This window comes from Salinisphaera sp. G21_0 (genome assembly GCF_017744115.1).
Classification (GTDB): domain Bacteria; phylum Pseudomonadota; class Gammaproteobacteria; order Pseudomonadales; family Endozoicomonadaceae; genus Endozoicomonas.
This window is the reverse complement of sequence record NZ_JAGHQW010000017.1, coordinates 39,483-53,797: the sequence shown is the minus strand read 5'-3', so window position 1 is coordinate 53,797 and position 14,315 is coordinate 39,483. Positions and strand designations below refer to the sequence as shown.

Annotated in this window: 7 protein-coding genes; 3 read left to right on the top strand and 4 right to left on the bottom strand. The window is 49.8% G+C overall.

What is annotated here, in order from left to right; translation table 11 throughout:
• Positions 1 to 7: 7 nt before the first annotated feature.
• Complete coding sequence (gene ppsA / locus J7439_RS09875) at positions 8 to 2,395, bottom strand: phosphoenolpyruvate synthase (protein WP_209201658.1); 2,388 nt, start codon at positions 2,393 to 2,395, stop codon at positions 8 to 10.
• A 297-nt stretch (positions 2,396 to 2,692) separates the two neighbouring features.
• Here ppsA and ppsR point away from each other — a divergent pair, with 297 nt between their 5' ends.
• From ppsR to J7439_RS09860, 3 genes are all read left to right on the top strand, one after another.
• Positions 2,693 to 3,514, top strand: a complete 822-nt coding sequence (gene ppsR / locus J7439_RS09870) for a posphoenolpyruvate synthetase regulatory kinase/phosphorylase PpsR (RefSeq protein ID WP_209201657.1) — start codon at positions 2,693 to 2,695, stop codon at positions 3,512 to 3,514.
• Positions 3,515 to 3,655: 141 nt separating this feature from the next.
• Entirely contained in the window at positions 3,656 to 7,003 is a 3,348-nt protein-coding gene (locus tag J7439_RS09865) for a hypothetical protein (protein ID WP_209201656.1), read from the top strand.
• Between the two features lie 110 nt (positions 7,004 to 7,113).
• Positions 7,114 to 9,060 carry a WD40 repeat domain-containing protein gene (locus tag J7439_RS09860; RefSeq protein WP_209201655.1) on the top strand — a complete coding sequence of 649 codons (1,947 nt, stop codon included), beginning with the start codon at positions 7,114 to 7,116 and terminating at the stop codon, positions 9,058 to 9,060.
• Between the two features lie 40 nt (positions 9,061 to 9,100).
• On the opposite strand, the gene prpF is transcribed toward J7439_RS09860, so the two are convergent.
• The 3 genes from prpF to prpC form a co-directional block, all read right to left on the bottom strand.
• On the bottom strand, positions 9,101 to 10,273 hold the full coding sequence (gene prpF, locus J7439_RS09855; protein WP_209201654.1) for a 2-methylaconitate cis-trans isomerase PrpF: 1,173 nt from the start codon (positions 10,271 to 10,273) through the stop codon (positions 9,101 to 9,103).
• A 65-nt stretch (positions 10,274 to 10,338) separates the two neighbouring features.
• On the bottom strand, positions 10,339 to 12,942 hold the full coding sequence (acnD, locus tag J7439_RS09850) for a Fe/S-dependent 2-methylisocitrate dehydratase AcnD (protein WP_209201653.1): 2,604 nt from the start codon (positions 12,940 to 12,942) through the stop codon (positions 10,339 to 10,341).
• A 94-nt stretch (positions 12,943 to 13,036) separates the two neighbouring features.
• A complete protein-coding gene (prpC, locus tag J7439_RS09845) occupies positions 13,037 to 14,179 on the bottom strand; it encodes a bifunctional 2-methylcitrate synthase/citrate synthase (protein ID WP_209201652.1) in 1,143 nt (380 codons plus the stop codon).
• Positions 14,180 to 14,315 lie beyond the last annotated feature (136 nt).

The window sequence follows — 14,315 nt, the reverse complement described above, 5'->3', positions numbered from 1 at the left end:
CAAAGAGTCATTCCGCCAGATAGAGCCAGGTTTCCAGAACCGAATCGGGGTTGAGGGAAACGGTATTAATACCCTCTTCCATCAACCAGCGGGCAAAGTCAGGATGATCACTGGGCCCCTGGCCGCAAATACCGATGTATTTGCCCTGCCGGCGACAGGCCTGAATTGCCATGGACAACAGCTGCTTGACGGCAGCATTACGTTCATCAAAAAGGTGGGCAATCAAGCCGGAATCCCGATCAAGCCCAAGGGCCAACTGAGTCATATCGTTGGAACCAATGGAGAAGCCATCAAAATATTCCAGGAACTCATCAGCCAGCAGCGCATTGGATGGCAGTTCACACATCATAATGATCTTCAGACCATTTTCACCACGACGAAGTCCAAAGTCAGACATAATGTTGATGACCTGACGGGCTTCATCCGGCGTTCGGACGAATGGCACCATCAGTTCAACATTGGTCAGGCCGAACTCGTCCCTGACCCGCTTCATGGCCCGGCATTCAAGCTCAAAACAGTCCCTGAAGGATTCCGAGATATAGCGGGAAGCGCCACGAAAGCCCAGCATCGGGTTCTCTTCATGGGGCTCATAGATCTTGCCGCCAATCAGGTTGGCGTATTCGTTAGACTTGAAGTCTGAGAGTCGGACAATAACCTTTTCCGGGGCAAAAGCGGCAGCAATAGAAGCGACGCCTTCAACCAGTTTTTCAACGTAAAAGTCGACAGGATTGCCATAGCCCGCCATTCGCTCATCAATCTGCTGTCTGACGGCATCGGGTACGCTGTCCGGATTAGTTTGATAGTTCAGCAAAGCCTTGGGATGAACACCGATCATTTTGTTAATTATGAATTCCAGCCGGGCAAGCCCCACACCCGCATTGGGCAGTCGAGAGAAACCGAAAGCCCGGTCAGGATTCCCCACATTCATCATGATCTTGAAGGGCAACTCAGGCATCTGATCCAGATCTTTCTTCTGGTGCTCAAACGGCAACTCACCCTGATAAATAAAGCCGGTATCCCCTTGTGCACAGGAAACTGTTACCGGCTGACCATCTTTCAGTCGGCGTGTAGCGTCACCGCACCCGACCACCGCTGGAATCCCCAGCTCTCGGGCGATAATAGCAGCATGACAGGTACGCCCACCCCGGTTGGTGACAATGGCTGAAGCCCGTTTCATAACCGGTTCCCAGTCCGGATCGGTCATATCGGTAACCAGCACATCGCCATCCTGAACCCGGTCCATATCCGCCAGATCATCCACCAGACAGACACGCCCCTGACCAATGCGCTGGCCAATACTGCGGCCTTCTGCGAGAACATTACCCTGTTGCAACAGGTGATAACGTTCCAGCGTCCTGGACTCAGTTCGGCTTTGTACTGTCTCAGGCCGGGCCTGAACCACATACAACTGCTGGTCATCGCCATCTTTGGCCCACTCGATATCCATGGGTCGGCCGTAATGGGCTTCAATGGCCACGGCCTGACGAGCCAGTTCCATCACATCGGCATCATTGATGGAGAACTGCTGACGCTTCTCAAGGTCAACGTCCACGGTTTGCACCGATCTCCCGGTCTCTGGGGCATCACCGTAAACCATCTGAATCGCCTTGCTGCCCATATTTCGCCTGAGGATGGCAGAGCGCCCTGCTTCAAGTGCGGGCTTGTAAACATAAAATTCATCCGGGTTAACTGCCCCCTGAACCACGGTCTCTCCCAGGCCATAGGAGGAGGTGATAAATACCGCATCGCGGAAACCCGACTCGGTATCCAGAGTAAACATCACCCCGGCAGCCCCCGTTTCACTGCGCACCATCCGCTGAATTCCCGCTGACAGCGCCACATCCCGATGGTCAAAACCCTGATGCTCCCGGTATGAAATAGCACGATCGTTAAAGAGAGAGGCAAAGACTTCCCGAACCGCTCGTAGAACATTCTGTGCACCACGAATATTCAGAAAGGTTTCCTGCTGCCCGGCAAAGGAGGCATCGGGCAAGTCTTCCGCCGTTGCTGATGACCGCACTGCCACAGCCAGATCCTCCTGATCACCACAGAGTTCACGGTAGCTGTTGACAATGGCCTGTTCAAATTCCGGTCGAAATGGCTCATCCATAATCCATTGGCGAATATTGGCACCCGCCCGGGTGAGCTGTTGAATATCATCAATATTCAGTTCATCCAGCAGGGTATGAATACGATCATATAACCCTGAGCCATCCAGAAAGTCTCGATAAGCCTCTGCCGTGGTGGCAAAACCACCGGGTACACGAACCCCTGCCCTGCCAAGGTGGCTGAGCATTTCTCCCAGCGAGGCGTTCTTGCCACCAACCCGCTCTACATCGCTATTGCCCAGGGCATCCAGGCCCACGACAAACTCTGGTAAAGATGAACTGTTCAAGCCACTCTCCTGCCTGTACTGCAAAGGATTACCATGGGTTTCACCGCTGAGAATTCACCGACTGTGCTGTCAGAGTTCCACTCTGCCAGGCTATCAGTCCATAAATAAAGCTGTCATAGTACTGCCAATAAGACGACACCGGTTACCTCACCGGGAAGATTTCGGTATAGTTTGTTAGAAAATGTTATTGATTGGAAGAGTTTTTTACTTTGGATCACATCATTTTGATCTATCTGTACCAGAAACAGGTAATCTCAAGCTATTAACCCCTGAATTTATGCTTCTGGAGTCGATAAAATGGAACGATCGGTATTTTTTATCTCTGATGGTACTGGCATTACCGCTGAATCCTTTGGCCAAAGTCTGCTTGCCCAGTTCTCGGGGCCTACATTCCGTCACCACACACTGCCCTATATTGATACCCCCGAAAAAGCCGTTCGGGCACTGACCCTGATTAAAGAGACTCATCAGCATGAAATGATGCAACCTATCCTCTTTATGACGGTGTTGAATGAAGAGGTCAGCAAACTGCTGCATACCAGCGGGGCTTATATTATTGACCTCTTTGCTACCTTCCTTCCCGGCCTGGAGATGGAGTTAGGTTCGCACCCGTTGTATACCGTCGGCAAGAAGCGTTCCACAACCAGCAGTGCCAGCTACCACCGTCGCATCGAAGCGGTGCAGTTTGCCCTTGATAATGATGATGGTGCCCGCATCCGGCACTATGAAAAGGCCGATATTATCGTGCTGGGTGCCTCCCGTTCGGGCAAAACACCCACCTGCATCTATCTTGGCTTACAGTTTGGTATCTATGCCGCCAATTACCCAATTACCGAGGATGATTTTGATAAGGGCATCAAGCTGCCTGATTTTCTTCGCCCGCACAAAGAACGTCTTTTTGGTTTGACCATCAATCCGGCCCGGCTCTCAGGTATCAGAAATGAGCGCCGTCCAAACAGCCGATACTCATCGGTCAGGCAGTGTCAATATGAAATACAGATGGTTGAACAGATCTATAACCAGGAGCAGATCAGCTATATCGACACCACTGAATTTTCCGTCGAAGAGATTGCAACACGGATCATGGATCAGGCCAATCTGACAAGAAGGCTGAAATAACCATAATTTATAATTCAACAGACCCTGAGGACTGCCCTTCAATTTGTCAGCAAACTATTTATTTTCTCCCGGCAGCCCGGAGAGTTGAATTTTTTTTCCCGTCTCATTGTCAAAAAGCATCTTTGATGAGGGGACGAACAGATGGATGTGACAGGCTTTAAAAACGACACAGTTACTGGATCAGACTCAACATCCGAACGCAGCTATGGCAAAGAGACAGGCAATTATAAATACCTGACCGTACGACCAGCAGAAGACAAAGAGGTACTCTTCCATGCTGGTAATTTTGCACCTGACAATACCGGAACATTTGGAACTGACTCACCCTGTTCTAACAGTTTGTTTACGTTAAATGACTGCAAAGTGAGTCATTCCAGACCTTGCAGTGCGAAACCCATCGACAGTGAAATAAGTAAAAAAAGTGCCGAAGGCCATCAGAAAGAGGCTTTCAGCTACGGCCAGGTCCAGTTTAAGCAAACGAAGTTACTGGCAATGCTCACTTCAGGAGAGGTTGAAAAGCAATGCGTGAAAGAAGAACTAGAGAAACTTGTTCAACAATTTGATGAATTACAGGTCAATGTCAGTTTAATGGATAAAGTCAACAAACTGAAAAGAGAGATTGAGCAATACATTGATCCTCACCGCCTGGTTGGGGGGGAATACAATTCTAAAAATGGTGCACCATCAAGAAAAACAATAGCGGATGGAATTCAAATAATAGCAAGGGATATCGCTATTTGGGCGGGGACCACAACAAACAATCTGAAAGTACTAACCTATATTATTGAACAAGGGTTTCCCATCAAACAAAGCTCTGACTGGTTTGATCATGATCCTGAATCTATCGCTTACCTGCCTTTTGATACAATGACAACGCTGATAGATAACTGCACCCCATATTGCCCGGACCTGTTATTCGTCAAGGCTATTTTTGCTGATGCTGATCCTCGCTTTGACGCTCTTACCCAGACGATTTTAACATCCAGACGTATTAGTGATGGGCTATTTCAGGAAGCGATTGCACAATCAATACCCGCCGCTTCACAAAGCAGGTTAAAGGTTTTCTTTAATTACCTTCGTAGTCAATCTAATGCCAGCAACATGATTAAAGACTTGGTTAAGCAAAGCTACGAGCATCACCGAATTGCTAATCTTGCCGGGGTTCACAGATACAAAAACAGCGTGATAATGGTATTTGTTCTTGAAGCCATTGCACAACAATCACAGAGTGAAGCCCGCACTCTTATTCGCTCATTTTGTCAGGATGAACAGCAACTGATTGCAATGACAGCTCTATTAGGCGGACTGCATCAATCCACCGAATTATTGAATAAAATGGGCATTACTGTCACCAGACAGGCGTTTAAAGAAGTATCCGTTAATCTTAAAAATTCTCCTTTCTTTATGGCCAAAGAGGCTGGATTGACCAATGAACGATTATTTACCAATACAGTCAACCGGATAGCTCCCTTTCTATGGACTTTGCCCAATGAATATGGGCATCATTTGCACCAGAGGAGCCTGTTTCCAGATAAGAAAGCACTGTCGTTTATCCATCTTGTCATGAAGCAAGCGACCATTTACCAGAAGGAAAGTCAGGAATCAAAAAAATGGTCAGGCCCGAATTGTGAAAAAGAATTGGTTCTGGGAGATGTAAGCCTGTGGGCGGCAAAAATTTTTACGGTAACGGATGATACTCTTTCGGCAGACAGTTTGGGCCTCTTACAGGAAGATGCCAAGTACAGTGAGACATGGAATATCCTGATCCGCAGGGCTAAATGCTGCAATGGCCTTGCCCGTCCCGATGATTTCATGAAATTCATGGACTGGCTGTTGATAGATGGCCTGTCTTTGGTTCGAATGGAGTCGGAATACCGCAAGAAAGAGGCAACATTTACAGCCAGGCAAAAAAGTTATCGTCCGGATTTGTGGTCGGACCCACATAGTAAGGATTCAACAACATCTTCAGCCTCTCATAATCAACTTGTATACTATACCAAACTCGTCACAACATTACATTTTGATATCATTGAATCATTTCTACGCCTTGCACCTTCCGGCCATCGAATCCATGTGCTGAATAACTGGCTGACTAATCCTGATTGTGCGAAACAACGGGAAACCTTATTTCGTCAGCCAGTTTACCCACTCAATAATATGGAAAGTCCTAACATTTGGCAGTTGCTGCTATCACTGGATAAAGATTATCAGCCACCGGAAAATCAGTTTGATCATGATTGGCAAATACCGGTTAATCCGCAACAGTGGACAGCGCCTCCCCCGTTAGCATCATTATCATCCGAATCTATCGAAGTTTACGGACGTACGCTGGCAATTCATCGCACGGACGGTGGCTGGGATTACATGAAATTTATCAGTGATAAGGAGAAGCCGGAAGAACTGGCAACGGAGGGTAATAAAATCCGCCTTATGGCAGATATAGCCAGTCACTACGGCTTGAAAAGCTCAATTCCCCGGGTTGTCGGCAGTTATCGTTGGGATAATGCGAACATTGATTTGGCAACATTTACACCTCCAGCCAAAAAGGCCAAACTAGAGGAAAAGTGCCGCTATATTGATGGCAAGACAAGTTATTGCCTTCATTTGAAATCAACAAAAGATGCGCCTTATCATTTATATCCCTACGACCTTGACCCAGTAACAAAGGCGGATCAGATTTGCCAGGGATTTCATAAGTATGCCCATGATTGCGGTTTTTTATTCAGTTGCGGATTATATGCTCCAGCGGTCATTGCAGCTGACCATGATTCAGTAACTAAACGAAAACACCATATCCTCTCATCTTATGTAGGTGCCCCAAGCGAGGGGCGGATGCTTCAGTGGAAGAAAGCTTCAGAATATCCCAATGTGGGGCCCGTAGGCATGCGGGATTCCGGTGATACGAAAAGTATGATTGAGCTGGGTGAGGATTATTTTTTCTCCAAAAGATATCAGGAATTTCTTGATTTTGAAAAATCAGAGGATCGAGCCAGGGTGGCATTTTCAGAACTGGCAAAAAATGCCCAGGGACTGATATTGCAATATGCTCTCTGCTTTCAAAAACAGTTTAACTGTGACAATAGGGAGTCCACGCTGAATCATGAGCGTAAAATACAGGAAATTCTGACGACGCTGTTTCACAAGGCATTTCCCCGATTCACAGAAGAGCGTGTGGTTCAGGCAATGGAAGAAGATGAGCTGCTGTCACAGGCGGTTAGAGAGGTTATCTACTGGTGTGGTCATGACGCCAGATTCGTTAACCACATCAAACAAAATATTATTCCAGAATCTACCTACCCGGACTGTTCTGAAGCTACTAATATCGTAGATTTCAGTACTCTGGAGCCCCGTGAGCTGATTCCCGGCATTGGTTTTGTTACACGGGATAATCAGCCAAACCTTGGCGTTACTTTTGGCGTCAATCCATTGGTTACGCTGAACGCATTGATTGTCAAGCTACTGGCATTGGGAGCCCTGACCTCTTTGTGAGTTCAATCTTTCATGATCTGACATTTATCATCTCTTGCGGACCAGGCTTCTAAACGGGCAATATGCACCAGTGTAAATACAGCCTCTTGCCCGGATATGGGGGGAATTGTTTGCCGCTTGCCAAACCGTTAAATACCGACACGGCTGTTACTCAGGCAGTGGGTAACGAAATCAGGCCTGAAATAGCCCGGGATCCTGTTTATTTCCATCGCTGGTGGGTTACCTTACCGACGTTACCGTTCGATAACATCACCAGCTATTTATCAATTGAAGATATAAGCGCGTTCGCCCAAACATGCAAGGCAGTGGCCAGCCGATTGGTGACCTGCGGACTGGAAGAAGTCCGCTACTTCCTCTCCTTGTCGCAAGACAAACAGAATTCGTGTCAGACAATCATTCATTCTGACCGGCAACTCCTTCAGTACCTCAGGACGTTATCGATATTTTCCAGGCGCCACTTCCCTGTGCAGCTGAGCCCGGCCTTTTATGCCTGTTACGCCCGGCATGCGCGCCAGCAGATTATTGATGCAACGGCACTTACCCTGAAACCCGCTGGGAGCCTGAATATGGACAGCTATAGCTGGCATTATCATGATCTTAAGCTGTGCATGATTGTCGCAACCAAGGTGAAGGGGGGCATTGATATTCTGACTCCGGATCGTCATGGTCACTGGTGCAGGTCGGCTGAAATCACATGCAATGAAATTTGCTATTTTCATCAGCAGCGTTCTAACCATATTTTATTTATCCCACAAAAGGTGTCGAGGAGCCTGGTAGGAGAACCATCGCACTACAAACACATCGTCAAAGGCCACTTATTGTCCGTTTATGAATGTCACGATGATTCCTGGGTTGAGCAACAGCAATTGACCATCGGTGAGGTGTTTCCTCAAATCAGGACAAGATTGAACAATGACGCTTATCTGTATGCTATGAATGACTTCTATCTGTCACCGGATGCCAGCGCACTGGTCTGTAAGTACAAGCGGCGTGAAGTTGCCATTCTGGGTCGGGAAGCGGAAGGTCAGTGGGTTAATAAAGGCAGCATTACAACCCGTATTCGTAATTTGTTGTTCAGTGATGACAGCCGTCATGTCGCGCTTTGGGATGGTTCATTCATCACGCTGATGGGCAAGTCAGCCGATGGGGTCTGGTCAGAAACAGGTAAAATCATTGTTTCAGACACTGATATTCACATGAACTTCATAACCGGTGCTGGTACTGAGTCTGGTGATAAGTTTGAACTCGAGGTACTATTCAGCCCGGATAATAAGCATTTTGTCACATGGTTTGATAATGCTGGCGTTGACACTCATCGAGATAATTTCTTTGTCGTTATCGCGGCCCTTGGTCCGAATGGAAAATGGAGTGAAAAGCAGAGAATTGTCAAAACCTGTGAGCCTCCGGCGACGTATTATCCCCTGGAACCTGCTTTTGGTCCCGATGGTCGGCTTCTGATTATCACCACCGATGACGGTGTTGAAATCTGGGAATTAAACAGTGAGGATCAATGGCTTCCCGCTGCTCAGGAGCAGCCCCATTGCGGTAAAGGCACTGTTTATTTTTCTGAGCACCCGGACGAATTTATCATCATAAACGGGCGTAGAATATCAGTCTGGCGCAAGGCGGCGTCCGGAATCTGGGGCAAATCCCAAACATTTTCGGCTGGATCTCTGACCAGAGTCAGTCCTGACGGTGACACCATTGTCTGTAATGAACCGTCAGGCCATACCGATATCCACCAACGCCGACCCTCCGGCGAGTGGATCAGTCAACGTATCGAATTTTCCATCAGGGATGGGTGTTTTAACAATGAGAGTTGCCTGCTTGCCGTTGTCCCACCCCTTGAAACCGAAACCGACCACCTGATTTTGCTGGGGGTGAACGCAGACGGGATCTGGCAGGAAAAGGCCCGGTTGCCATCAGAAAACAGGATTCATGCATTTTGCTTTAGCCAATGCAGCCGCAGAATACAGATCGAAAGTGACCGCGGTGGCGATGGTGTCAGAATACAAAGTTTTTTTTCTTTCTGGAGGATCGTCCCGGATCAATGTTAACTTTCTCGGTCAGCCTCCTGGAACTGATTTCCCCGCAGTTTCATTCAACGGGCAAGCAAACCCAACCCTCCATCAAAACCCTGGCACTGCGGCTCATAATGGCCTTGGTCACGGACCATTGCCCATTATTCAGCACTGCTTCTGCCCCCACTTTCAAGGTACCCGAGGGGTGACCAAAGCGGACCGGGTTTCGTTCACCACCGCCGGCAGCCAGGTTAACCAGGGTGCCCGGAATGGCAGCCGCCGTACCAATAGCCACGGCAGCGGTGCCCATCATGGCATGATGAAGTTTACCCATGGATAGGGCCCTGACCAGCAGGTCGATCTCTTCTTCAGAGACCTTCTTGCCGCTGGATGAGAGGTAACTTTTCGGTTCAGCAACAAAAGCGACTTTCGGCGTATGCTGTCGGGTTGCGGCTTCTTCCAGGCTGCTGATCAACCCCATCTGCAGTGCGCCATAAGCCCGAATATTCTCAAACATGGCCAGTGCCTGCTCATCGCCGTTGATCACTTCCTGTAGTTCAGTTCCCTGGTAACCAATGTCAGCAGCATTGATAAAAATGGTGGGAATGCCGGCATTGATCAGGGTTGCCTTTAAAGTCCCAACGCCGGGTACTTCAAGATCATCCACCAGATGGCCGGTCGGGAACATGGCACCTTCACCATCGGCAGGATCGAGAAACTCAACCTGAACCTCGGCCGCCGGGAAAGTCACACCGTCCAGGACAAAATCCCCCGTTTCCTGTACGGCACCATTGGTCATTGGCACATGGGCAATAATGGTTTTTTTGATATTGGCCTGCCAGATCCGTACCGTTGCGATGCCATTGTCGGGTATCCGTTGCTTATCAACCAGACCGTTGCTGATGGCAAAGGCCCCGACAGCCGCAGTCAGATTGCCGCAGTTACCACTCCAGTCCACGACAGGTTGATCAATGGCTACCTGACCAAAGAGATAATCGACATCATGATCAGGCTGACTGCTTTTCGACAGGATCACCGTTTTGCTGGTACTGGACGTGCCCCCCCCCATACCATCAATCTGCTTACCGTAGGGGTCCGGACTGCCAATCACTCGAAGAAGTAGCGCATCACGGGCCTTACCCGGAACCTGTGCAGCTGGTGGAAGATCGGTGAGATTGAAAAAAACACCCTTGCTGGTTCCGCCTCGCATATAAGTCGCAGGAACCTTGATTTGTGGAGGATGAGCCATGGGGAACAGCTCCTTCTGTATAGGATTGTTATGCTGGCCCTGATCAGGGGCCAGCGTGAGAGCTCTCAGGCAGCGGCTTCGGATTCCAGGAAGTCCCTGGCAAAACGCTGCAGAACACCACCGGCATCGTATACGGATACTTCTTCAGCGGTATCCAGGCGACAGGTTACCGGGACCTCAACAGTTTCTCCGTTGGCACGGTGAATCAACAGGCTCAGTGTGGCTCCCGGCGTCCGCTCACCGATAACATCGTAGGTTTCGCTGCCATCAAGTCCTAACGTCTTACGGGTTGTACCAGCCTTGAATTCCAGAGGCAGCACACCCATACCCACCAGGTTGGTCCGGTGAATACGCTCAAACCCTTCTGCCACAATGGCCTCCACACCGGCAAGCCGAACTCCTTTGGCAGCCCAGTCACGGGATGACCCCTGACCATAGTCCGCACCGGCTACAATAATCAGCGGCTGGCGACGCTCCATATAGGTCTCGATGGCTTCCCACATCCGTGTTTCTTTGCCTTCGGGCTCAATTCTGGCCAGAGAACCCTGCCTGACTGCACCATTAGCATCCAGACACATCTCATTGAGCAGCTTTGGGTTGGCAAAGGTCGCCCGTTGCGCCGTCAGATGGTCACCACGGTGTGTGGCGTAGGAGTTAAAATCTTCTTCCGGCAGCCCCATTTTCGCCAGATATTCACCTGCCGCACTGCTGGCCAGGATCGCATTGGAAGGCGACAGGTGATCGGTGGTGATGTTATCACCCAGAATCGCCAGAGGGCGCATGCCTTTCAGGGTGCGCTCACCAGCCAGAGCGCCCTCCCAATAGGGAGGACGGCGGATGTAGGTACTCATGGAGCGCCAGTCGTAGAGGGGACTTTCGGCCTGCTCCGCCTTGCCCAGATCAAACATGGGAATATAAACCTGGTTAAACTGCTCTGGTTTTACGGATTCAGCAACAATTGCGTCAATCTCTTCATCGCTGGGCCAGATGTCTTTCAACGTGATGGGATTACCATCCTGATCAGTACCCAATGCATCCTTTTCAATATCAAAGCGCACCGTACCGGCAATAGCATAAGCCACCACCAGCGGTGGCGAGGCAAGGAAGGCCTGTTTGGCGTAGGGATGAATCCGTCCATCAAAGTTACGGTTGCCAGAGAGAACGGCTGTTGCATAAAGATCCCGATCTATGACTTCCTGCTGAATTTCCGGATCCAGTGCCCCACTCATACCATTACAGGTGGTACAGGCATAGGCGACAATGCCAAAGCCCAGTTTTTCCATTTCAGAAAGAAGACCTGCTTCCTCAAGATAAAGCCTGGCAACTTTGGAACCTGGTGCGAAAGATGATTTCACCCAGGGTTTCCGCACCAGCCCCAGCTCGTTAGCTTTTCGGGCCACCAGACCGGCGGCAACCACGTTACGAGGATTACTGGTATTGGTACAGCTGGTGATAGCCGCAATGATGATGGCACCATCAGGCATTAAACCTTCTTGTTCATCTTCTTTTTTATAAGGCCCTGCAACGCCACGGCTTGCCAGCTCAGAGGTCGGCAAACGACGGTGTGGGTTGGATGGCCCTGCCATATTCCGGCAAACCGCAGAGAGATCAAAGGTCAGCACCCGCTCATAGTCAGCGGTTTTCAGATCATCAGCCCACAGTCCGGTGGTTTTGGCGTAATTTTCCACCAGGGCCACCTGTTCAGGCTCACGGCCGGTCAACTTAAGATAATCAATGGTCTGTTCATCGATGTAGAACATCCCGGCGGAAGCACCAAACTCCGGGGTCATATTGGCAATGGTGGCACGATCACCAATGGTAAGATTGGCAGCCCCTTCGCCAAAGAACTCCAGGTAAGATGAAACCACACGCTCATTTCTGAGAAATTCAGTCAGGGCCAACACGATGTCGGTGGCCGTAATCCCAGGCTGACGCTGCCCTGTCAACTCAACACCGACAATATCAGGAAGTCGCATCATGGAAGGACGGCCCAGCATCACCGTTTCCGCTTCCAGGCCACCAACACCAATAGCGATAACGCCAAGGGCATCGACATGGGGCGTATGGCTGTCGGTACCGACACAGGTATCCGGATAGGCGACACCATCACGGGCCTGGATAACCGGAGACATTTTCTCCAGGTTGATCTGATGCATGATGCCATTACCCGCGGGAATCACATCAACATTCTCAAAGGCAGTTTTGCTCCACTCGATAAAGTGGAAACGGTCTTCATTGCGACGATCTTCAATAGCCCGGTTCTTTGCAAATGCATCCGGATCAAAGCCGCCGTATTCAACGGCCAGCGAGTGGTCAACAATCAACTGGGTTGGCACAACCGGGTTAACCCTGGCAGGATCACCGCCCTGCCCGGCGATAGCATCTCGCAATCCGGCAAGATCCACCAGGGCGGTCTGGCCAAGAATGTCATGACAGACAACACGGGCCGGATACCAGGGGAAGTCCAGGTCACGCTTACGCTCAATGATCTGCTTCAGGGAATCGGTCAGAGTAGCCGGATCACAGCGGCGAACCAGCTGCTCGGCCAGCACTCTGGAGGTATAGGGTAAGGTGTTATAGGTGCCCGGCTGAATCGCTTCCACGGCTGCACGGGTGTCATAATAGTCCAGCTGGGTGCCGGGTAAGGGTTTACGAAAATCAGTGTTCATACGTCGAACGTCCACCGGGCAAGTAATTTATTGTTATAAACCACGAAGGCCACAAAGAACACAAAGATGTGTTTTTCTCTGGTGGTCTTTGTGGTTAATCGCGATCTTCAATAGCGACCCATTCTGCGCTTTCCGGTCCGGTATAGTCGGCAGATGGTCGGATAATGCGGTTGTTAGCACGCTGCTCCATAACGTGAGCAGTCCAGCCGACTACCCGTGAACAAACAAAGATCGGGGTAAACAACTTGGTAGGAATGCCCATAAAGTTGTAGGCAGAAGCGTGGAAGAAGTCAGCATTACAGAACAGCTTCTTCTCCCGCCACATGACCGCCTCAACACGCTCGGAAACGGCATACAGATACTGATCGCCCGCCTGCTCAGACAACTTCCTGGACCACTCTTTGATGATGGCATTACGGGGATCAGACTCGCGATAAATTGCATGGCCAAAGCCCATAATCTTATCTTTGCGTGCCAGCATGCCCATGATCTTCTCTTCGGCCTCCTCAGGTGAGCGCCAGTTCTCAATCATTGCCATAGCCGCTTCGTTAGCGCCACCGTGGAGAGGGCCACGCAGTGAGCCGATGGCACCGGTCACACAGCTGTGAATATCAGAAAGGGTGGAAGCACAAACACGACCGGTAAAGGTTGAAGCATTGAACTCATGCTCAGCATAAAGCACCAGGGAAGCGTGCATGACCTGCACATGGAGTGGCTCTGGCTTTTTGTTGTGCAGAGTCCAGAGAAACTGCTCGGCGATAGAGTCAGCATCGGTATCAACATCGACCCGAACACCGTTGTGGCTGAAGTTGTACCAGTAGTTGATCATGCCGGGGAAAATGGCCAGCATGCGGTCAATATGATCGTTCTGCTGTGAGAAATCCTGTTCGGTTTCCAGGTTACCCAGCATTGAACAACCGGTACGCATTACATCCATTGGGTGAGCATCAGCGGGAATCTGTTCGAGTACCGTTTTCAGGGCATCGGGCAGATAGCGAAGGCCTTTCAGCCTGGTTTTGTAGGCGTCCAGTTCAGCCTGGTTTGGCAGTTTGCCATAAAGCAGAAGGTACGCGACTTCTTCAAACTGGGCCTTATCGGCCAGCTCTTTGATATCGTAACCACGGTAAGTGAGGCCCGAACCGGTTTTGCCAACGGTACAGAGCGCGGTTTCACCGGCTGACTGACCACGCAAACCGGCACCGCTTAATTTTTTTTCTGTCCCAGAGTTCGTCGACATAATACTTCTCCGTTTTTTTATTTCGTGCACTTATTGATGATCAGGGTACCAGACAGGTACCCGGTCATTATTGTTATTGCCTGAAAAAAGACTTCCCTCAAATTGACGATAAAACTGCCGGGCATCGGTTAATCAC

What these genes read in the sequence shown, in the direction of transcription:
- ppsR (WP_209201657.1), top strand. Translation starts at nt 2,693, where the DNA reads ATGGAACGATCGGTATTTTTTATCTCTGATGGTACTGGCATTACCGCT.
- acnD (WP_209201653.1), bottom strand. Translation starts at nt 12,942, where the DNA reads ATGAACACTGATTTTCGTAAACCCTTACCCGGCACCCAGCTGGACTAT.
- prpC (WP_209201652.1), bottom strand. Translation starts at nt 14,179, where the DNA reads ATGTCGACGAACTCTGGGACAGAAAAAAAATTAAGCGGTGCCGGTTTG.
- prpF (WP_209201654.1), bottom strand. Translation starts at nt 10,273, where the DNA reads ATGGCTCATCCTCCACAAATCAAGGTTCCTGCGACTTATATGCGAGGC.
- J7439_RS09865 (WP_209201656.1), top strand. Translation starts at nt 3,656, where the DNA reads ATGGATGTGACAGGCTTTAAAAACGACACAGTTACTGGATCAGACTCA.